The organism is Pseudomonas sp. MF6776, from assembly GCF_016613125.1.
In the GTDB taxonomy this organism is placed as follows: domain Bacteria; phylum Pseudomonadota; class Gammaproteobacteria; order Pseudomonadales; family Pseudomonadaceae; genus Aquipseudomonas; species Aquipseudomonas iridis.
This window is the reverse complement of the sequence record NZ_JAENSQ010000002.1, coordinates 322,381-344,526: the sequence shown is the minus strand read 5'-3', so window position 1 is coordinate 344,526 and position 22,146 is coordinate 322,381. Positions and strand designations below refer to the sequence as shown.

The window sequence follows — 22,146 nt, the reverse complement described above, 5'->3', positions numbered from 1 at the left end:
GATTGAGAGGGCGCCACCAGTCGGGTGAGCAGTCGAATCTATCAGGCGTATTTGAAGGATTAAACGTCGATGAAACTCACCACAAGCTGGCTGAAACCGCCCTACGCGAGTTCGGGGATCGATCACCTCGGCACACAAGCTCCCTGTGTGATGATCTATGGCCAGCTGCTGCCGGGCATTACCAACGTAACTGATCGCGCGCGCTACTACTCTTTCTATCCTTGGCTGGTGTGGTCCTATGATCAGCGCTACGCGAAGGATGATTATGCCAACTTCGTCGAGCTATTCCGGCGAGCGGATTGTCTGTTTACCCTGATCGCCGAGCGGCATTCACAGACAAGCGATCAAGAAAATAAGCTGCATGGCGTCGCGATGGTAGGCCGCAGCAAGCTCGTTCCCGCATTGGCCAGTTTGAAAGGCAGTGAATCTCTGCGGTTATCCCAGTACGCAACGACCGAGGACTCCCCGGACCGTTACTTCATGAACAGGCTAGGTGGTCTGTCGCAGTATTACGCAGGCACCTTGGCCGATCTGATGATCATGCAGTCGTCCACGCAGTCCTGGGTCAGATATAGCAAGGAGTATGGAGCACTGCTGGCGAAGAATTTCGATGCGGGTATTCCTGGCGAGCGTTTCTGGCAGATGGTCGAGAGCGACGAAGTAACGCTGGCGGCCTTGGATGAGCTCAGTGGATTCTGTGGCTGCAATATTCCTTCAAGCCCCGCAGAGTGCCAACAGCTCATCGATATCTTCTTCGATAGTAGCAGTGCATACGCGGAGGAGGGCGAGCAGCGCCGCCGGAGCCTGGCGCTGATCCAGCAGTTGGCTGATTCCCTTCCTGCTGACTGGGATCTTTCTGAGACAACGTTTCGCGCGTGCGTATATACCGGCGCACTGCCCGGGGGTATGCCGTGGGTTATTCCTGAAGCCTTGCGAAACACCTGTGCGCATTGGGTCGTATACGTGCGTAACGACCTGCTATCAGTGGCCTTCCAGACCATCCTTGCTATTTGCTTAAAGGAGCTGCAGCCACAGTTCTCCGGTCAGCGACAGATGTTCAGCTCGATTGAAGCGTTCGCCGAGTGGTTTGCTAGCTCGGAAAAGGTTGCTGGAGTGTTGAGCGATCTGGGGCTGGGCAGCTTCGATGCACTTGTAACTCACTCAAGACATCAGGGTCCGGGCCTTGGTGACTGGGGCAACATTGCGCATGAGTTCCAACTTGGTAGGCAGCTGATTGACGGGTGGAAGCCCGAAGCTGAGATCAAGCCCTTACTGGCTCAGAGCCTTAGGTTACTGGCGATGCTTGTCGTCCGCGACGATCTGAGTAAGTTGCCTTATTCGGGGCTAGCGATTACTCCAGAGTCGCTTAGGGACTACCCGATCAATCTGATGAGCTTCCGCAATCGCTGTGCCGACTGGCAGTCGATGTCCCTCCAGCAGGTGGTTAGCGAATTGGTTCTATGGAGCTTGGATACACATCTGCGTGTGGCACTGCGCAAACTTCGGCAGTCAAGTCGATCGACTTTCCAATTACGTCCCTCGGAGCGTGGCTTAGAAGTGGTGTGCGATCAGATCCCGCCACCTTCCCAGACGACCCCGCGCTTTAGACCGGCAGTGCAGATCCTGCGTGACCTAGGAGTGTTTACGTGCGATGACCAACCAAAGATCCGGCTGACCGATTTGGGCCGAGAGCTGATGGAGGTGGCCAGTGTCTGAAGCCGTCTCTCTTCTCGAGGTGATCAAGCGAGGGGGGTACGAGGCTTCGTTGATCACCACATTCAACGCGACGCTGCCCTTTTACGAGGAGGTCTTGCTCCGAAAGTTGGTTGGTGCTGGATGCCGGCATAATGTGGTTCTGATGGATCGCCAGCAATGCGCCGTCGCTTGGGGAAGCCAGGCTACCCGACCTCGTTTGGCTGGGCATGCTTACACGCTTTTGCCCATTGGGGTGAATGGGGCCTTTCACCCGAAGATCTGCCTGTTGCTAGGGGCGAAGAAAGCTTCGATCCTGATCGGCAGCCACAACCTCACTCTGTCCGGACTGGGCTTCAACCGCGAGATTACCAACTGGGTTGAGGTTGGCGGCGTTAAGGATGGAGAGGGCGCAGCCATTCTCAGATCGGTCTGGCAGATGCTCCGGGAATGGATCAATCTGGAGCACGGCAAAGTGCCTGCGCCGTTACTGGAATCAGCTCTGGCTATCGACCGCTTCATCGCTCCGTTGATCGCCAGGGCTGGTCCTATGACCACGCCGACCGTTTTAGGACAGTGGGCAGGAGCGCCATCACTTATTGATCAAGTTGCCGCGCATATCACCGCGCCGGTCAGAAGGATCGCAGTGCTGGGCGCCTTCTTCGACCGCGAGCTACTTCTGGTTCGGGAGCTGAAGGCTCGCTGGCCTGAGACCCAAGTGGTAATTGGCATCGACCCCGAGACGGTCCAGCATCCCGGAATCAGTGATGTCAAAGCGGCACGGCACGTTGATGCACGTTCGCTTTGGAGCAAGGAGGCGGGCTATCTGCACGCGAAGGTTTTCTACTTCGAGTCCGATCAGGCTGCCGCCGATGTATTTGTCAGTGGCAGTGCGAATCCAAGCCGCCCTGCCTGGATGGGCCGCTCCGGGAGTGGCAACGTCGAAGCGGTTCTGCTGCAGGTCGGTAATGCCGCCCGCAAGGCCGCTGAGGCAACTTCGATGCGCGATCTTTTCGAGCTACCTGATCTTGATCATGAGACGTTAGTCGATATCCGGCAGCGCAATGCGGTCGGCGAGATCAAGTATCCCGAGGGCGGTTTGCCGATCCTCATGGGTTTTTCCATCGTGCAACAGGGTCTGGTACGTATCACTTGCCGGGGAAACCCTCTGGTTGTCACCAGGGCGGTACTGCTCGGTCCTAACCAGGAGGAGCTGGAGCGGGTCGATGTGATCGACTGCAGCGACGATGAAGTCGCGTTCAGAACGACAGTCGAGCCAACAGACATTCGCTCCTGTCTGCTGGAGGAGGATGGCTACCCTGTCGCTCGCGCCATGATTCTGCATCCTTCCATCATCGAGTCGAACGCGCAATCCTCCAGGCATTATCAGATTCGTTCGGCTCTTAGCGAGTTGGGGTCCAGTGATGCTGATATCTCCAAGCTCATCGCGAGCGTCGAACGAGTCATTTTTGCTGAGCAGACGGACCACGAGATCGAGGAGGCCATCCGTGAGCATCACGGAAGGTTGGACAGGCCGGTAGCTGGTGCAGCTCCGGAGTCGCTAGTAATCAATGTAAATGAGATGACTAGAAGTAATCACAAACAGCGTCTGCTGAAATCCGGTGATTTGGCCTATTTGATCGATGTGCTGATGCGGCGCTTGAGCGAGGGTCTTGAGGTGCAAGGTATTGAGGTTGATCGCGCTGGGAGGACCGAAGAAGAGCAGGTAGGGCAGGAAGACGAAACGCCAGATGACTACGTTGACAACCCTGCTGAAAAGACCAGGCTTTCAGATGCTGAAATCGTACAGATTGTCGCCAGAAAAGCACGGTCGTTGTGCAGGAAAATGGTCCAGCAACTTGAACTGGCAAGTCATGAGGAGTCGCGACAGGTCGTTGCTCCTATCCAGTTGATTGCGGTATTGGCTTTGATTCGAGAGTTGCGCCACCTGGATAAGCAGAAACGCTGGCTGGCCACGGGTCAGCCTCTCGTCGAAGAGTGCGACCGCCGCTATCTGCTCGATGAGAGCGTCAGGTATCTGCTTGGATCGCAATCGCGTCTGCTCGACGTGATTGATAAGGCCGCTGGCGACTCCGCTGATGAAACGATGCAGTTGCGCACTCTGCTTGTCTGGCTCGCGTGGGACCTGGGGGATGAGCTGACGGGCGAGGTCAGCCGCATCTGGGATGCGGACGAAAAACGCTGCAAGCTGCAAGCGAATGCATTGTTTCTGGCGCTTTTGCCTGCTATTGCGGCTGATCGGCAAGGCACTACAGAGCTACGTGACAGCATCCAGCGGACAGTCAAAAGCACTCCCGTTGCTTCCATGCAGGCCGAGAAATGGCTGGGGCTGCATATGATCTATGGCTCCTCATGGACGGTGGGTGAAGTAGAGTCTGAGCAGATGGAGGTTGGCGGTTACTGCCGAGTTCCTGGCTTGTTCGACGAACCACGGATAATTCTTGAGCTTAGTCAGGATGTGGTGGGCTTCTGGGATTTCGACAAGGTGCGGAAATTTGAGCGTGGGCGCGTGATTGCGCTGGTGCCTGCTCATTAAGTCAGAGCTTGATGTCCTGGGTCGAATGTCGGCGTAGGGCCCAATAAATTAGTCGCGAGAAGAAACACATGAGCCATATCCACCACGAGTGCGAACTGGAACGCCATATCGTCGAGCAGCTGGCTGCTGCTGGTTGGTTGGTCGGCAAGTCCGCTGACTATGACGCGGCGCGTGCGCTGTTCTCCGAGGATGTGCTTGGTTGGCTGGAAGAAAGCCAGCCGCAAGCTATGGCCAAGCTGCAGGCCATGAATGGAGCGGGTACTCGCGATGTGGTTCTGGATCGGCTGGTCAAGCAACTGGAAAATAAAGTCGAGGGCGGCACGGTCAACGTGCTGCGTTATGGCTTTGCTGTGGCCGGTGGAGGAACGCTGGCGATGAGCCAAGGCCTGCCCGAGGACGATCGCAACAAGACGGTGATCCAACGCTACGAAGCTAACCGCCTGCGCGTGTTGCCGCAGCTGCGTTACTCGCTGGACAAGGCAGATGAGGTTGACCTGGCCTTCTTTATTAACGGTATTCCCGTGGCCACAGTGGAGCTGAAGACTGACTTCACTCAATCGGTCGAGGCTGCCATGCAGCAGTACCGCATGGATCGCAAGCCCGAGCGCAAGAGCGGTGGTCTTGAGCCGCTACTGACCTTCAGGCGTGGTGCAGTAGTGCATTTCGCCATGAGCGATAGCGACATCCGCATGACCACTAAACTGGCTGGTGATTCTACTTTCTTCCTGCCGTTCAACAGGGGCAACGATGGCGCAGCGGGCAACCCGCCCGGCGACAACAACAGCTATCCAGTGAGCTATTTCTGGGAGCGGGTCCTACACAAAGATAACTGGCTGCACATCTTCCATCGCTTTGTGCTGCAGAATCGTAAGGAGGCCCAGGATGTGAACGGCAAGACCTACTTCAAGGAAGGTCTGATTTTCCCGCGTTTCCATCAGTGGGAAGGCGTAACCAAAATGATCGACGCCGTTCGCATCGAGGGTGCTGGGCAGCCTTATCTGATCCAGCACAGCGCCGGATCTGGCAAAACCAACACCATTGCCTGGACAGCGCATTCACTGATTCGCGTACGCCGGCCAGATGGCGAACCCTACTTTCACAGCGTCATCGTGGTCACCGATCGCCAGGTGCTGGATCAGCAGCTGCAGGAGGCCATTCAGCAGATCGAACACCAGGCAGGAGTGGTGTGCGCCATTGATCGTCAGCAATCCAGTTTGCCGAAGAGCCAGCAGTTGGCCAAAGCGATGCTCGATGGCGTGCCGATAATCGTCTGCACACTGCAGACCTTTCCCTACGCACAGAAAGTGATCCTCGGCGAGACCAGCCTGCGCAACCGTCGATTTGCCATCATTATTGACGAAGCGCACAGCTCCACGGGCGGTAGCACCGCCGATGACCTGCGCTATGTATTGACCGGCCAAAGTGAGGAAGAGTGGGACAAACTGAGCAAGGAGCAGCGTCTGTCGGTCTGGCAGTCTTCACGCAGCCGACCAGGCAATGCCAGCTACTTTGCCTTCACCGCCACGCCTAAGCATTCAACCCTGAGTCTTTTTGGCCGCCCACGTAACGGGGCTCTGCCGGCGAGCCAAGAAAATCCACCGGCACCGTTTCACCTCTACACCATGCAGCAGGCCATAGAGGAGGGTTTTATCCTAGATGTGTTGAAGAACTACACCAGTTACAACGTAGCGTTCAAAATCGGCAGCGAGTTTGTTGATGACAAGCGTGTGGATGAGAAGAACGCTAAGCGTTCGCTGGCCAGGTGGTTGTCACTCAATCCGGTGAACGTGGGGCAGAAGGTCGAGCTGATAGTCGAGCACTTTCGCAAAAACGTTGCACACCTGCTGGGTGGCCAGGCCAAGGCTATGCTGGTGACCAGTTCTCGTGCGGCAGCAGTGAAGTACCACCTAGCGCTGCAGGACTATTGCCAGCGCAATGACTACGACAATGTGCTGGCGATGGTGGCGTTCTCCGGCGAGGTGCCCAATACCGACGTTCAGGAAGGTAGCCTGCCCAGCGATCATCAGTTCAGCGAAACCAACTTGAATCCTGGTCTGCATGGCCGCGACATGCGCAAAGTGTTCGATGCCCCGGACTACCGGGTGATGATCGTTGCCAACAAATACCAGACTGGGTTCGACCAGCCCAAGTTGCTGGCGATGTACCTGGACAAAAAAATCTCTGGAGTGGAAGCGGTGCAGACCCTATCGCGGTTGAATCGCACCTTCCCAGGCAAAGACAAAACCTACGTCATTGACTTCGCTAACGAGGCAGAAGAGATTCTGGCGTCCTTCAAGACCTTCTACCGCGATGCTCAAGTGGCCGATATTCAGGACCCAAATATCGTCTATGACATCAAGCAGCGCTTGGATGGCATGTTCATCTATGAGGCCGCAGAGGTGGATGCTTTTGGCGAGGCCATCGTGGACCGAAATGTTACTCATCAGAAGCTTTACTCGCTGACCCAATCGGCCACCGACCGTTTCAACGGCAAGTTGAAAACGCTCAACGATGCCATCGAACAGTGGGAAAAGGCCTGGGAGGCCGCCCACGACGACGGTGACGAAAAGGGAATGGAGTATGCAGACGTGCAACGGGCAGAGTACTGCAAGGCTCGAGATGAATTGATGATATTCAGCGAGAGCCTGACTAAGTTCGTCCGCACTTATGAGTATATTGCTCAGTTGGTGGAATTTGGTGACCCCGCACTGGAGTCGTTCGCCAGCTACGCGCGGCTGCTGCGTAAACGCTTGAAGGGCATAAGCGCCGAGCAGGTGGACTTGGGTGATCTCAAACTCAGCCACTACAAGATCAAGAGCGGTGAAGGTCTGACCGGGCTTTCAGCCGTGGGTGAAACCCCCGAGCTGTATGGCATCACCGATAACGGCCTGCGCGACGCACGCGACCGCGAGAAAAAATACCTCGCTGACCTGATCGAAAAGCTCAACAACGCCTTCGGCAAGGACATCACTGACACGGATCAGGTGGCTTTCGCTGTGCATGTCTCCGAAAAGCTTCGTGACGATGTAGTGGTCATGGCCCAGGTGCAGAACAACACTATGGGTCAGGCCATGAAGGCCGACCTACCGATGAAGGCCATCCAAGCTATTGCAGGCGCCATGACCAGCCACACTAGCATGGCGACCAAGCTGCTGAGCGATGAGGCAACTCGTGATGTGTTCTTGACGGTAGTGTATGAATTGCTGAAGAAGGATGCGGGTGGGGACTTGCTGAGCTCGACTAGGGCGTGAGTGAAGTTCGGTCTGCTAGAGACTTGGTTTTGCGCAGGGTTTACACGCATTCGTATTGCTCCGCAGCGCCTACGACCGTCTCCCTCTATATGTGTAAAGGAATGGATTGAACCGTATGGGACTACAACTGAACTCCGAGCAAACCGCGGCACTCGCTGCCATCAAGATGTTCTTGCGCGACGACTCTGTCGACGCGTTCGTACTGCGTGGTAGTGCCGGAACAGGAAAGACCACGCTCATTGCCAAGCTAGTCACCACGCTGGAGGAGATGAATCTATCCTGCGCGCTCCTCGCACCGACAGGGCGCGCGGCTCGTATACTCGGCAACAAGATACGTCAGATCACCGGTAAGAGTGGATATGAAGGCTCGACGATTCATCGAGCGATCTACCAACTCAGCCAGGTCGAGGTCAATGAAGAGGCTGAAACAGCAAACGATCCCGGCCTCCGGATGATATTTCCGCTAAAAGAGGAAGAGGCCTCAGTGTCTCTCTTCGTGATCGATGAGTCATCAATGGTGGGCGACAAGGAGACTCATGGTGACTTTGTGCATTTTGGTTCTGGCCGAATACTCAAAGACATAGTGACCTTTACTCGTGCCAAACGGCCAGGGCGAGAAAAAGACCACCTTACCAAGTTACTCTTCGTCGGGGATCCCGCTCAGCTTCCTCCCGTTGGTGCAGTCTCTTCCCCAGCGTTGTCGGAAGACTACCTACAGCGTGAGTTCAACCTGAGAGTTCGGTCGTTCGATCTGGAAGCAGTGATGCGCCAAGCTCAGGGCAGCGCCATCCTTGATCGCGCCACCGAATTGCGTGACGCGTTGCTGACCGAACGTTTCAATACCTTCTCCTTGCAGCCCAATGAGCAAGATATCCAGCAGTCTGATGCAACCAGCGTGCTCGATCTAATCGTTCAGAAGCTGCGAAATAAGGAGTCCAACGTGACGGTCGTGCACTCGAACGCCACGGCACTCGAATACAACCGCAGCATCCGTGAACGTCTATGGGGGGATGCGAAACTACCCATCCGGGTGGGTGATATCTTGTTGGTTAACAGAAACTCCACATTGCACGAGCTGAGCAATGGGGATCTGGTCAAGGTCACTCAAGTTCAAGCAGAAGCGGAACGAATTCCGGTAAGCCTTAAGGGAGGGCATCACGTTGAACTATCGTTCCGTGACGTCACCGTAGTATTCCGCGCGGGGGATGGCAGCATCATCCAGTCCTCCTGTTTCGTGCTGGAAAACTTACTCGATTCACCGCATCGGGAGTTGGCACCTCTGGAGCAGCGAGCCTTGCTGGTGGACTTCCGCAAGCGCCACCCAGATCTACATCCCAAGGCGGCGGAATTTCGCCGTACCATCCGGGTCGACCCATACTTCAATGCGCTTCAGGTTAAGTACGGCTACGCCATGACCTGCCATAAAGCCCAGGGCGGCGAGTGGGACACTGCCATTGTTGATTTTTCGTCTCAAACGGGTGTTCGCAATGCAAATTTTTTCCGTTGGGCCTATACAGCCATTACCCGTGCTGCGAAAAAGCTGATCGTGGTCAATCCGCCAGACTTCACCGCAGTCAGCACCATGGTCTGGACGCAAACAACAGAAGCTATCAGCACACCAAGCCAGTCCAGTCAGGAGGACTTGAGCGCTGACCCGGACTGGAATCGCTTTTCTTTCTCTGTTTCTAACGCGCCACTGATGCCGACGCACCTGCAATTGCGCGCTGTGTGGCTGGCGCAGGACATCGTCATTGAGCAACTGCAACACCTGCAGTACTGCGAGCGTTACACCCTCGGGCGTGATGGCAAGCGCGCCTCGGTGCAGTACTACTACGATAAAAAGCATCGTTTGAGTCGTGCAGGTGCCGTGCCCAATGCGCTGTCCGATACCCAATTAGCTGATGATGCGCTGACCTCGCTCCAAGCACTGGCAAACAAGCAGGGTGGAGAGTGGCCCGACCAGTTTATTCAAGAATTTTTTGATCGTTTGGATGCTGCCATAAGTAACTCATCCATTCAGCGAACTGGCCATAAATCTATGCCCTATCGCGTGCGGGTGAGCTTTGCAGATTCCCAGCGCACGGGCGAGATCGACTTTACCTACGATGGCAAGCAAACGTGGACAGCTGCCCAGGAAGTCGGCAGCCCGGGCAGTAGTCTTGGTCTTTACGTTGAAGTACAGCGACTGTTGAAGGCTCATCCGGAGACGTTGCGGTGAGCTCAAGTGAAATTTTTGCCCTACGCAAACAGGGGCGCTCTGCCGAGGCATTGGAAATGGCGCGCGCCGAGTACCTGCAGAGCGCTGCTGATATCTGGTTCTTGCGAGCTTATGCTTGGGCACTATACGACCAAGTGAAAGCACTCGTTGATCGCTACGAGGCAAAGCAACTTTCACCCGCAGCATTGTCGGGCCAGTTGTCTCCCTGTATGCGCGAATTTGCGCGGATGGCCGACTCACTGCGGGGCGATAGTGCTTTCTCGCAGATGCTCCGCCTAGCTGGTAAGGCATCCAGGGATTGGTCGGAGTTTCTGGGTTTTGCCCGTTGGGCGGGCATCGAAGATTTCCCCGACGAAGACAAAAAGCCTTTCGTTAATAATCAGGACAAAACAGTTGATAGCCTGCAGAAGCGCTTCATTCGCGCCATCTGCCGGGAAGTAGCAATCGGTGCAGCCAACGTTCGAATAAATCCGGAGTGGATCGAATGGGGCAAGGGTACTCTGACACAGGCGCTAAAGGATGAGCCTAATGATCAATGGCTCAACTATTACCAAAGCAAATTGCATTTGGCGCAGGGTGAGCCGGAGCAGGCGATCAAGTGCCTGGCACCCGTGCTGCGACGCCAGTCGCGCGCGGCCTGGACCTGGGCGCTACTGGGAGAAATCCTCGAAGCCACGCAGTCAGAGGACGCGCTGACCTGCTACGTGCATGCCACCCAGCTGGCGCGGGAAGAGCAGGAGGTGGCAAAGATACGTATTCACCTTGCACAGCGCTTGGCATTGCTCGGGCGCTTCAATGATGCTGCACATCAGGCGAGCCTGGCTTTTCAGTACCGGGAACGGCAGAGTTTTAAAGTTCCAGAGGAGCTGCAGCAACTAGTCGCCAGCGACTGGTATAAACAGGCGGTAGCCAATCACAGCCTGCAACCTCTTCCCCCAGTGGAAGGGGCGGCTCACGCCTTGCTTCAGCAGTTAACCCGGCCGAGCCTTACCTACACTAGGGGCGTCATCGACCACGTCAATAGTGAAAAAGCACTCAGTTATGCGGCAATTAATGCTGACACTGGCTTCGGCCTCTTGCATCGCAAGTTTCCCAATGTGGCGGAATTGCTGCCAGGCACCATCGTAGAAATCGGACATATTGAGACCGAGGGGCCGCCGCTCGATTGGCGACTTTCGGAAGTTGGGGAGCTGCCGGGACTGTGTGAAAAGCTGACCGGCACGTTGGAGCGTCAGGAGGGGAGGGATTTCGCTTTCATTCGCAGTGTCCGAGACGATATTTTCGTTCCGCCAGTGCTGGCCAAAGCCTTTATTCCCGGTCATGCCCAAGAAGTTACTTGTCTCGCCATCAGGCGTACCAACAAACAAGGCAAGGCCCGCTGGCGTGTGGTGAAGTTCATTTAGCAGAAGCGTCGGCGGTCGTCTATTGCTCGATTTTTTGATCGAGATTCTCGACGCGGTGTACAAACTGCGCGCTATAGCGGCGCAGTTGTTCAGGGTTTAATCGGTCGATACTTGGAAGCGTAATCATGCCGCTGATTTTGCCGAGCCGCCAAGCAGATTCCAGACCATCATGCCCCAACACTTTGATGCGCGTTGTGCGGCGATAGGAAAACAGATAAGCGTAGTGTGCGTGCGCCACACCGAACACACTCACGACTCTGGCCTGCGAGGTTTGGATACTGGCACGCGTGTGCATGGGGTCGGTAGCGAACCAGATCGTATCAATGCGAATCGTCGTGTTCGACCGCAAACAAACCGGGAACATCCGGGCGAGTCTGCGGCAGGCCATGTCACGATCAGCTGCTTTCGTTGCGACAACGATATACTTCACAGATCGATTCCATCGCCCAAGGAAGGTGTCGTCTGACTCATATACGTGAAAGGCATTTCACTCGGCAACGTGGCTACAACCCCAACGACTGAATCATCTCGTTTTCGCTTACTGATTCTGGCGTCACCACGGCGTCTTTGAGCATTAATTTGCCGCGCAGTAGGCGATCAAGATGTACATCGAAAGAATCATGCTGGGGATGCAGGACTGCTGGTAGGTGGATATGTACTTCCTTGGTTTGGCCAATGCGGTACACGCGATCAGACGCCTGGGCCTCTTTGGCCGGGTTCCAATGGCGCTCCAGATGGACGACATGGTTAGCGCCTACCACCGTCAAACCAACCCCTGCTGCAACCGGTGACATGATGATTAGGTTGAAGTCCGGCTTGGCCTCAAAAGCTGTGATCAACTGCTTGCGCGTCAGGATGTCGGCTTTCTTGGCAACAGCAGCGGTGTCACCATTAATGATGGCCACATTTAAGCCATAAATTTGATCTAGCCACAGCTTGAGCAAGCGTTGCAGCCGCTTTGTTACCATGAACAAGATGACCTTTTCGTTTTTCTGGCGAATCTGATCGAGCAGCTCCAGCAACACAGTCAACTTGCCAGACTCGGCCATAACCTCGCGTGCATCCTTTGCTGTGTTGGTCATGAGCTGCGTCTCTTCACGCAGGCGCGGATGGAGGGATATCTCACGCAACTGGGAGAGCGCTATAAGCGCCGTGCCGCGCATATCCTCAGTGGCTCGTCGTTCACGAAAGTCAGACAAAATCGCATCGTAGGCCTTTAGCTGAATGCCTTTCATCCCTCGCGAAAGCTGTGGCGTATGCACTAACAAACCACCTGTCGGCTGAGCGACGCCGCTGTGAATGGTCTTGCTTGGCAAGCCCTTGAGCTGGTCCTCCTTGACCCGGCGCAGCATAAAAATCCCTACAGCATCACGAAGTTCAGCCCCAACCTTGCGCCGCACCGCATCACGCTCATCCTCTGGCGCATGCAGAATCGGCTTTATCCAATTGTCACGAAACTGGCTCCAACCGCCTAAAACACCGGGCTGCGCGGTATGCATCAAACACCAGAAATCGCCAAGGCTATTTTCCACCGGGGTGCCGGTCGCCAATAGCTTGAAGTCAGCTTTTAAGCCTTTGGCTGCCTGGGTTTGCAGCGCGTTAGGGTTCTTGATGTTCTGCGCCTCATCGAAGATCACCATGCCCCAGTCAATCATGCACATCGAGAACTGATAATCGCGAAGGGTTTGATAGGTGGTCAGCACCAGCCGCCGGTCCATGTCCAGGCGCTGGGCGCCGGCTTCAGGCCCGATGGTCAGAGCATAACGTATGGTCTCGCCATCCAGCTGACCATCTTCATCCGCCAGTGATGCTAATTGCACGGACTCACGCTCTGCGCCTTTTACGCGGAAGCGATTGAGGTCACGCCCGGCTTGCAGCACCACAATGTCGCGAAACGGAATGCTTTTGAACGTGTGATCAACCTCGTCCTCCCAGTTCTCCAGCAAACTCAACGGCGCGACTACCAAAATCGGTTTTTGCGACTTATTGGCCGCCTTTTGCTGAGCCAGGTACTCACCCACAGTCACCAGCGACATGTAGGTTTTACCCAGCCCCATGTCATCTGCCAGCAAAGCGCCCTGCAGCCGATATAGGTTGGCGTGGTCATCTTGAATGGCTGCCCCCAGCAACTTCATCATCCACTCCACACCCTCCCTCTGGTGCGGAAATGGCTGGCGAGCATAGGCATCCCAGTCCGGTTCCCCGAATAGCTTGGCCTCACAGGCCTTACGCAGCAAGCCCTGGTGAATATCGTCGGCATCGTGCAGCAGGACACTGACTGTTTCTTTCAACTCATCAGGTTCATCAGGCTCGACAACGGGTGCAACCGTTGCACCTTCAAAGATCTCTTGGACCTTTTGAATATGCTCATCAACTTGTTCTGGATTGGAGACATCAATAACCTGACCAGCAAAAGTCAGGCTTGTTGCGCCCTGCTCCTTGGCGGACGCATAAACCTCCTGAAATCTGGCCAGCTCTTCCGGCGTTTGCAGTAACTTCTGGATGATGGCGACAGATGCTGGACGTTTATCCAATGCAAACCAATCATTTTTCTGGCTGTCTTGGTCTCCAAAATCCATATGCTGCAGCTTGCCGATACCCACTACTCTGATGGAAAACCCCATATCCAGATTTACTAGCGCGGCATCGAGAAAAGCGCTTGGCGTGGTCAAGAATTCGGCGACTTTATCCGCGGGAATACGCTTATTACTCAGGACTTCCTTAATGGCCGCCATCTTCTGTGGATCAAGCAGTACGACCCGATTGTCGATACGCAGTACGCCATCATTGGCACCCATATCTAACTGCGACCAACGTTTTTCCAGCTGATCCGGCGTGGTGCCATTCCCCAGGCTGGGGCACAGCAATAAACTGCCATCGGGCAAACGTGTAGCCACTACACCGACGTTTTGCGGCACCACCACGTCCAAGCGCTCGAAATGGCTGAGATCGATACGCATACCGCTGCGTGCGGCCGTTTGCAGCTCGGCCATCAGGCGAAGATTGGCCGCTTCGCCTCGCTGCTCGGGCTGTAGCTCCTGATGATGTTCCCAGGCCAATAGCCCCATCAACTCTGCGGGGGTCAACCGGTAAGCCTCGATTGAAGTCAAATAGAGCAGCGGGCCCTTGCGGGTAAAAGGCGCATCGCCGTCAGTCATCTTCAAATGCAGCGCAACGCGAAAACTGCTGTTACCGGTACGGCCACTGATTTGGGCCGCAAACGAGCCGGGCAAGCGAGGCGGCAGTCGGAGTAAGTCAGCTTGCTCGGCCTCAAGACCGGCAAGGTCAGCCTCCAACACCATGAAGCCATTAGGCAGGGGATTGGCCAGGCCCTGCTCTTCAAGCATACGCAAGGTAATCAGCTGGACTTTCTGCAGCGTGCTGCCGCGGCCTTCCTGCAATGCAACGAAAGCCGCTTTGGGCAGGTAAAAATTCAGCCCATGGCTATCGGCCTGAAAATCAAACCCAGGCTGCGCCGCTAGTTCTTCACCGGCCTTGCCGAGCAGGCCTTTTATAACGTCTACAAATGCCATAGGAGGCTTACCGAGTCAGGGGAAAAGTTTATTCAGAACCGCTAAAGCAGGGCCGGAAACACTCCAGCCAAAAGACTCATCTTGCTTACAAAAAGTCCTTAGCGGCCCATGCAACAGACGATTAACCTCACGTATTTCAATTTCGAGAACGTTACTGGCGTAGCGAGCCTTATCACCTGGGTTAGAGGCAAAGTAATGCATGACTGCAATGGCACTTTTAGGCAGCCGCGTGATGCTGCCAGCTAACGCGGTGCCACTCAGCTCGTTTACCACCAAAGGTGCAGATGCCGATTCCGCGACGGCGGCGACTACCGAGGGCAAAGCACTATCGACGGGTGCAAGCGCAGTACCAACATCAGGTTCTTTACCAAATAACTGCCGACTTCCTGAATAGCCGGCATCGGCGATGGCGTTATTCTGCGCACGAATAGAATTGACGACTGAAGCCTCCACCGCGGCACCTACTGTTCGTGGTTCGGTCAGCGGCCTTGATGCCGCTGATGCCGCTGATGCCGCTGATGCCGCTGATGCCGCTGATGCCGCTGATGCCGCTGATGCAGATCCAATGGCATAGCTGGTTGTTTCAAATGCATTGCTCCCTGGCTCAGGTAAACGCTCAGGCTTTGCGGCTTGCATTGAACTTTGTATCGCTGGCGGTACGATGACCTTGTTGCTCCGTACCACTGGCACCCCGTGGCGATTCAAATAACTACGGTATTCCTGCTTACTCAGTAGCTTCTCGATGTCCACGCCGATGCCATTCTCAGCCAAAAAATCGAAGACTTTGCGCTGCCAGGTGCCATTGTGGGTTACCGCCTCGTAACCTAGCCCCGGATAGAGCTTTTTGTATACTTTAGGGAGCTCAATCGTAAGATCTGAATGGCTAAACAGGTTTTTTTCGTACGATTTCATTGCCGGCCCAGGCTGAGCCAAATACACCCAAATCTTGAAGCTGTGCGAGCCCTCAACCAAATGGAAGTCACCGCAATCCAAGTAGATTGCAGCCTTGTCGTTCATGGATCCTTCCATTTTGGCAAAGTTGGTCTTTACCTCTTCCCCTAGAATTCGCCGCACCGACTGCTGCGCGATGCCGCCCAGCATCAAGCGTGTATGGCGAATGAACCCAAGCTTGAACAGCCCCTCAAGGAAGGTTTTCCGTGCTGGAAACATCCGCTGCAAGTCTTCTTTACCGCTTTCGTTGCCGTACTGCTCAACAGCTTGCAGGAATAGCCGCAAGTCTTCTTTGGACAGCCAGCCGCGCACCTGGTTAATACGCGCCTCACCCAAAGGTAACCACCATTGCCGGTAGTTAGGCGATGAGCTGGCAATGCGTGGATCGCCTGCCAGATTGAGGATGAAACTCTGCCAAATATCGCTCGGCGCATCACCCGCGCGGTCGATTATGATTTCTAAGGCCGCGTGACCAATGCGCTTGTCACCCTCGTAGGGTGCTTTGCTTACCGAAGGTTTCAGAAGTTCTTCCAGTACCTCGTCCCATTCCCCTGGCACCAGCTGGCGCAAAGTTTCGAGATAAAAGTGCGCGCGGCAAACATCGCCGTAACGGCTAGTACTCAATCCTGCCAAGCCATACGCCTCAAACGTAGCGGCCAGCTCTTGGCCCTGCTCGCGAACGTGCTTAGCCAAGGCCAAAGGGCCTTCAAGCCCCAACAACCAATACCCGTGCTGCTTGAGTTGGGTTAAGGCATCCGGCCGCAGGGACTGCATGCGCGGCTCGGGGAGCAAGCGCAACTGGGCATGCACATGTGCCTCGAGCACAGCCCGCAAGCTTTGCTCGGCAGTTTTGTCGCGGTCATCCAAGCGATCAAAAAAGCGGAAATACAACTGAACCATTTGCACCAACGTGATTCGCGTCAGGCGTGGTTGTTGCGCTTCTATCAGCGTATTGAGGAGCCGTACATTCAACAGCCGGGGTCCAATCACGTCATCGTGCAACCATAGCCAGGTCAGTGCGCGAGCGGCCAGGCGCCTGGTCAGCAACGCTTTAAAACCGTCAAAACGGCCGGTGCGCATCATCTCGCGAAAAGTAGCCAACATCTGTTCAAAGGCATCACTACCGCCGGCCTTGCTCTCCAGGTGCTGAGCGCGCGCAAGCAAGCGCGTCCAGTTTTCAATGACACCATGCGGCCATTCCCCAGGACGGTTATCTATCGGCGGCACCTTCATTTGGTAGTGCCTCCCCCCAACACCTCTCGCACACCCTCATATTCGGCGCTCAATGGCCGGCGAATAGTGAAGCGAATGTCGATGCGGCGATTGAGCCGGTAGTCATCTTCGCTTGATTGCTGGTCGTTCACCGGTCGGGTCTCGCCATAGCCACTGACCGAGAACAGGGGGTCGCCATCCTGGTTATTCAACCGATTAAGCCGCTCGGCTTCCGGCAGTTCGCTACTCCAGAATTGCCACAGCGAGATGGCGCGAAAGGTCGACAGCCCCCAGTTACCCTTAATCTGTGCATTGTTATAAGGTCGGTTGTCGGTGTGGCCTTCGATAAAAATCGTATCCAGAAAGTCAACTCGATGTTCTTTGCTGATCACCTTGTTAATCACCTCGCCGATCTCCAGCGCCGTTGGCTGGTAGCGTGGCAACACTTCATAAGCGCCGGTGTCAAAACCGAGCAGCGCATTGGGGATACGCAGCACCGTATGGTTTTCGCTGACCTCCACCTTGATGCCGCGCTGGCGCAGCTCATCCACCGCCTCATCTAGAATGGTACGACGCACCTGCTCGGCCTGCTCCAGAAGGGAAACCTTCTGATCAAAGTCCTTCTGCCGCTCCATCAACTGCAAGATGAGGATCACTGCCGCCAGGATGAAAATCACCAACAGCGCTGACATCATGTCCGAGAAAGACATCCAGTACGGATTCTCCTCATCTACGGATACCTCGTTGGATTTGCGCCAGCGCATCAGCGGGACTCCAACTCATCGACAACGTTGCTGATGGCCTGCACAGCGGCATACATCTGGTCGGCAAAGCTCAAGGTCTGCTTGTTCCATTGATCCATGCGCTCATGTACTTGCTGATGCACCTCAACCGAGTAGCTACGTAGCCATTCTTCAGCCTGCTTCTCGACACCCGCAACCTGCGTGCGCAGTGTTTCGCCCAAAGCGGTGAACTCGGTGCGTATACCGACGAGAAACTCTTGTTGATGGGCCCTCATCTCACCAAAGCCATTACGCGCCTCACTGGCGGCCTGTTCGAAACGCTGGGCGCCTTCCAGTAGCGCCTCTTGCAGCTGCGAGAGCGAGGCTGATTGGCCCTTGAGCTGCGCGGCCAGCTCGGCATTTTGCGCGCTGGCGCCTTCAATTCGCTCAGACACCGACTCCAGCCGCTGGCCCAATAGCTCGGAGGCTTGGCGCACGTTGGTCGACAGTAGACCAAGTTGGTTGGCGCTGCTGTCCATGTGCTTACTGCTAGCTGCAGCAGCTTCGCTGGTTTGCTGCAAGCGCCCGAGCAACTGCTGATGTTGCTCGGACATTTGCAGGCTTTGCTGTTGGGTGCTCTGCACTGCCTTGGCAATGCTTTCCAGCAACTGCTGTTGCTGGCTGGCCATGTTTTCCATCTGGTCGGCTTGGCGCTGTTGGCGCGACTGCTCACGCTGTTCGGCATTCGCGCTGTGGTCACTCATTTGCTCGTTGAGATTGCCGAGCAATTTGCCAAAGGCCGATTCCAGGTTGCTCTGTTGGGCGGATGCCGCTTCAACCATTGCAGTCAATTGCTGCTGAGTGGTCTGACTCAGGCTGCCGATCAGCTGTTGCTGTTGCGCAGTGGCGGCCACTAATTGTTGTTCGTGACGTTCGGCGCGCGCCTGCTCACGTTGCTCCGAAGACGATAGCTGCGAATCGAGCTGGGTGTTAAGGCTCATCATCAAGCGCGAGAAGACGTTCTCCAGGTTGTTGTGCCGCTCGTTACCCGCGTCGGCCATCGTCTGCATTTGTTCACGGGTGCTACTGGCGACTTGCGTTAGCAGTTCCTGCTGGCGCTGATTGGCCTCGGCCTGTGCCCGCTCGAACATTGTCTGGCGCTCGTCATCGCGGCGCTGGGCGGCGCTCAACTGGCCATCCAGTTGCCCACCCAGTCCGGACATGAGCTGATTGAAACGCTGCTCCAAATGTTGCTCTCGCTGTTCGGCGCTGCTCACGACACGCTGCAACTGTTCCTCAAACTGACGGCTCTGCTGCTGAGCGGTTTCTTGCTGACGGCCCTGCTGATCGCTGAGGCTATGGAACAGTTGATTGAGCTGACCGCTCATTGCGCCTACGGCGTTGTTTATATCGGCGGCTGCCTGCTGCATCAGGTTGCCCTGCTCTCGGCCTACCGACGTCATACCTTCCATAAAGCTGCCGACCAGTTTGTCCAATACTTGGGTGGACTGCTGGCTGGCGCCACTGACCAAGGTTTGAATGGCCGGGCCCATGATGTTGTTCAGCGTATCTGCGAGTGCCGTTTGCATGGCTTCGTTCATCCCCGCCATGCTTTCCTGCAGCCGGTCGCCGATGCGTTCGTGCAACTCCTGCAAGGCAGTGCTGCTTTCCCGACTATAGTCAGCGATATGCACTAGCGACTGCTCGGCCAAAATTCTTGGATAGAGGCCGTCGATTTTATTCTGCAAAGACTGTACTTGGGCCAGTGCCGAGCGCTCGAACATTTTTTCGATAAAGTTCAGCAGCAGGCTGAAGGTCACGCCCCACACTGAGGTCATAAAAGCTACAGCCGCGCCAGAAATCAGCCCGTCGATGCCCTTGCGCAACGCTTCAACACCCGAAGAGCTGCTCAACTCCAGCCCCACCAGGCCGATGGTCAAACCGACAAAGGTGCCTAACACACCAATCGCCACCAAAAAACCTGGGGTGGCGGCCAGCAACCGGCTGGCGGTAAGGCCCGGCGCCAGGGTGCGGGCGTTAAAGAAGTGCTCGGCATCTAGAGTGTTGAACAACAGCTTTTGGTCGCCCGAGCTGACCAAGCTCTCGTCGAATTCTCGCCAGAGCATGCTGATGCCGGTGTTTTTCAACGCCTGGGCGCGCTGCACGGTTTCCCGCCGATTGAGGGCAAGCTGCTCCCTTGTCTGTCCGGCTAGCAGGCTGTTAACCGCCTGCAACCTTGCTTTGAAATGAACTAAGTGCACCAGTAGAGCAAACAGCGCGATAGTAAAGATGCCCGCCGTCAGCAGCCAGAACCAGGCGCTGATGCCATTGGTGTTACCAGTCAGCAGCAAGCTGAAGTCCGGCCAGAGCAGTTTTAACAAGTCCATTACGGCTAGTCTCTTAGGTCATTCGAAACGTTTAATATTCAGGCGCGGCCCTGTTCCACCAAGGTGCAGTCCATCTGGTCAGTGAGCAGGTGGACATGACTGAGATAGGTTTTAAGCTGGTGGCAGGGAGATGTTTTTAGTGCAAAGGCTGCTCTGCGTTTGGAGTGTTCCGTCGTCCGAGCTTGTAGCGGTCGATGGTCTCCAATGCGGCATTTACTATCAAGATATCCATGGCACTTCCGTTTGCTGGAGCAGAAGGGAGCATAGTAATGCCAGGGAGCCTTCGATGCACGGCCAGTGGTCTGAGCATATTGGTAGAGGCTGTCAGTGGCTTGGTCGAGATTCCTACCAGCCCTTCATCTCGGCTGCTTTGTGACGAAACGGTTGGGCAGGCTGCGTCCTTTCTTCGAGCAGGCTATCTCATTTAATGATGCAAAAGATGTTGCAGCTGACCGAAAAGTGACCCTGGAGTACATAACCTGTCGCTGCATGAGAAAACCAAGCGCGTATAGAGATGAGCTCGGATGTTTTGATTTATTGAGGGCATAGCACCCTCCGAAAAATTTGTCCGCGGACTTCTGACTCTGGACAACTGAGGCCATCTCGCACTCATTGGATATTAGTCGGATTTAACGCAAAAAAATGAAATGCCGAGTCAGCCACCTCAGTGGCGTCCTTTGGACTCAGCCAAAGGCAGCCATAGGGGCGGTTAGCCATCGTTTTACAAATAACCTCGTTCAGCCAACGACACGTAGCCTCGATAGCCTACGACGACATGGTCCAATAATGGGGTGCCAATCATGTTGAGGGCATTCTTGAGTGTGGTGGACAGCATGCGATTGGCTTGACTAGGTTCGGGGACCTCAGACGGATCATAGTGGACCAGAATCACGGCTGCGGCCGTCTGCTCTAGGGCGATCTTGACCACTTCCCGTGGGTACACGCTGACACCTTCCAGGGTGCCTCCGAGTAGCTCTCTGAAGCCGATCACCTGGTGTTTGGTGTCGAGCAGCAGCAATCCAAAGACCTCGTGCTCATGGTACTGCAGCAGTGTTTTTAGATGACTGAATACGTGCTTCGGCTCAGTCAAAGCTCGTCCTTTAGTAAGACGACTCATCGCCAGTTGTTGAGCCATCTGCAGAATGTCGGCTTCGGTGATGGGGGATTCCAAGCCATAAGTACCGCTCGTTTCACCGGCTTTGAGTTTGTGATATTTCATGACGGTATTCCTGTACGAATCAGGGAGCATGCTGGGGAGGTTGAGAAGGGCATTACTGGGCGGGCCTGCTGTTGTGCCGCGCGCGTTGCAATTCCAGCTTTTGGGCGAGTGAGGGTTTGGCAGGCGCTGCCCGTTGGGCTTGGGGCTCTACACGGCTGGGCTGATCTTCAATGACGGGGAAGAACTCCTCGACGACGGCACCGGTGTCCTCCTCGCTGTCCTCAAAGGCTCCATTGTTAAAGCCCCAACGGGCCGCGTGATCCAGTGCTCCCTGGGCAAAGCCGGAGGATTGCCGGGCTTCGTCCAATTGCTTGGCCTCCAGCAAGGCGTCCTCCATGCTCAGGCCACTGCGCACCGTGATGTCCACGTAGAAAATCGGTGTACCGTGGCTCTGCCGAGTGGACTTACCACGCAGACGCAGCTCCAGCGGCAGACAGGCCAGGCGATTGCCGGAGATTGCGCTGAAGTACTGCAGGCGTGCCGCCAGGGTGCGGATGCTGTTAAAACCGGTGGTACGGAAGACGAAGCTGCCCAGCGGATCATCATCGCCAATCACCACGTTCAGCCGGCCGTAAGGCTTGCAGGTATTGCCTTGGGCTAGTGAGCAGCCATCCGGTGAAGGGCAGGGCAACGACTGGATGCCGTCCTTGGTCAAACGCTTGCAGGTCTCACCATCGCCGACGCACAGCGGCCGGCCGGTGTTACGGTCGAACAGGTTGTAGTCAGCCCGAAAGTTGAGCTCCGGCTCGTTGAACAGTAAACGGATCGGAATGCTGCGCAGTTTTCCCTCCTGGCCATTACGCAGTTCCTCATTGAGTGGGTGCAGCAGCCAGCCGTCGCGGCTTTGTACCTGTGAGGTGATGGTGAATTGATCGTCTTTTTCCGGCAGACGTTTGCCATTTTTTTCGACGACCTTGCCGATGGAAATACGCCCCAGTATAGGAGGGGTGATCGCTAAACCTTTGAGCATGGCGGTTATCCTTGATCTGGAAATAAAAACG

General features: G+C 55.5%; 12 protein-coding genes. 5 read left to right on the top strand and 7 right to left on the bottom strand.

Annotation, left to right across the window (positions count from 1 at the left end):
* The first annotated feature begins 69 nt into the window (after window positions 1-69).
* The 5 genes from JJD74_RS03565 to JJD74_RS03545 all read left to right on the top strand — a co-directional run bounded on the left by JJD74_RS03565 (window position 70) and on the right by JJD74_RS03545 (window position 11,121).
* Window positions 70-1,716: a hypothetical protein gene (locus JJD74_RS03565; protein WP_200611386.1), complete on the top strand. Its 1,647-nt coding sequence runs from the start codon at window positions 70-72 to the stop codon at window positions 1,714-1,716.
* Window positions 1,709-4,249, top strand: coding sequence for a hypothetical protein (locus tag JJD74_RS03560; protein ID WP_200611384.1), 2,541 nt, complete (start codon window positions 1,709-1,711; stop codon window positions 4,247-4,249). The genes JJD74_RS03565 and JJD74_RS03560 overlap by 8 nt, the downstream gene beginning before the upstream one ends.
* A gap of 227 nt (window positions 4,250-4,476) precedes the next feature.
* On the top strand, window positions 4,477-7,500 hold the full coding sequence (locus tag JJD74_RS03555) for a type I restriction endonuclease (protein WP_234451624.1): 3,024 nt from the start codon (window positions 4,477-4,479) through the stop codon (window positions 7,498-7,500).
* A gap of 115 nt (window positions 7,501-7,615) precedes the next feature.
* Window positions 7,616-9,718, top strand: coding sequence for an ATP-dependent DNA helicase (locus tag JJD74_RS03550; RefSeq protein ID WP_200611379.1), 2,103 nt, complete (start codon window positions 7,616-7,618; stop codon window positions 9,716-9,718).
* Complete coding sequence (locus JJD74_RS03545; RefSeq protein WP_200611377.1) at window positions 9,715-11,121, top strand: DUF7017 domain-containing protein; 1,407 nt, start codon at window positions 9,715-9,717, stop codon at window positions 11,119-11,121. The genes JJD74_RS03550 and JJD74_RS03545 overlap by 4 nt, the downstream gene beginning before the upstream one ends.
* A 19-nt stretch (window positions 11,122-11,140) precedes the next feature.
* Here JJD74_RS03545 and JJD74_RS03540 read toward each other — a convergent pair whose 3' ends face one another.
* The 7 genes from JJD74_RS03540 to JJD74_RS03510 form a co-directional block, all read right to left on the bottom strand.
* A complete protein-coding gene (locus JJD74_RS03540; protein ID WP_200611375.1) occupies window positions 11,141-11,551 on the bottom strand; it encodes a hypothetical protein in 411 nt (136 codons plus the stop codon).
* A 73-nt stretch (window positions 11,552-11,624) separates the two neighbouring features.
* Window positions 11,625-14,654 carry a DEAD/DEAH box helicase gene (locus JJD74_RS03535; RefSeq protein WP_200611373.1) on the bottom strand — a complete coding sequence of 1,010 codons (3,030 nt, stop codon included), beginning with the start codon at window positions 14,652-14,654 and terminating at the stop codon, window positions 11,625-11,627.
* A 15-nt stretch (window positions 14,655-14,669) separates the two neighbouring features.
* Window positions 14,670-16,838: an EH signature domain-containing protein gene (locus JJD74_RS03530; protein ID WP_200611370.1), complete on the bottom strand. Its 2,169-nt coding sequence runs from the start codon at window positions 16,836-16,838 to the stop codon at window positions 14,670-14,672.
* On the bottom strand, window positions 16,835-17,581 hold the full coding sequence (locus tag JJD74_RS03525) for an OmpA/MotB family protein (protein ID WP_060772756.1): 747 nt from the start codon (window positions 17,579-17,581) through the stop codon (window positions 16,835-16,837). Before JJD74_RS03525 ends, JJD74_RS03530 begins: the two co-directional genes overlap by 4 nt.
* Window positions 17,581-19,926 (bottom strand): anti-phage ZorAB system protein ZorA, encoded by a 2,346-nt coding sequence (zorA, locus tag JJD74_RS03520; protein WP_200611368.1) that lies wholly within the window; start codon window positions 19,924-19,926, stop codon window positions 17,581-17,583. Before zorA ends, JJD74_RS03525 begins: the two co-directional genes overlap by 1 nt.
* Before the next feature lie 721 nt (window positions 19,927-20,647).
* A complete protein-coding gene (locus JJD74_RS03515) occupies window positions 20,648-21,145 on the bottom strand; it encodes a JAB domain-containing protein (RefSeq protein WP_200611360.1) in 498 nt (165 codons plus the stop codon).
* 52 nt (window positions 21,146-21,197) lie between these two features.
* The gene (locus tag JJD74_RS03510) at window positions 21,198-22,115 is read right to left on the bottom strand and encodes a recombination directionality factor (RefSeq protein ID WP_200611355.1); all 918 of its coding nucleotides are present in this window, start codon (window positions 22,113-22,115) and stop codon (window positions 21,198-21,200) included.
* Window positions 22,116-22,146 lie beyond the last annotated feature (31 nt).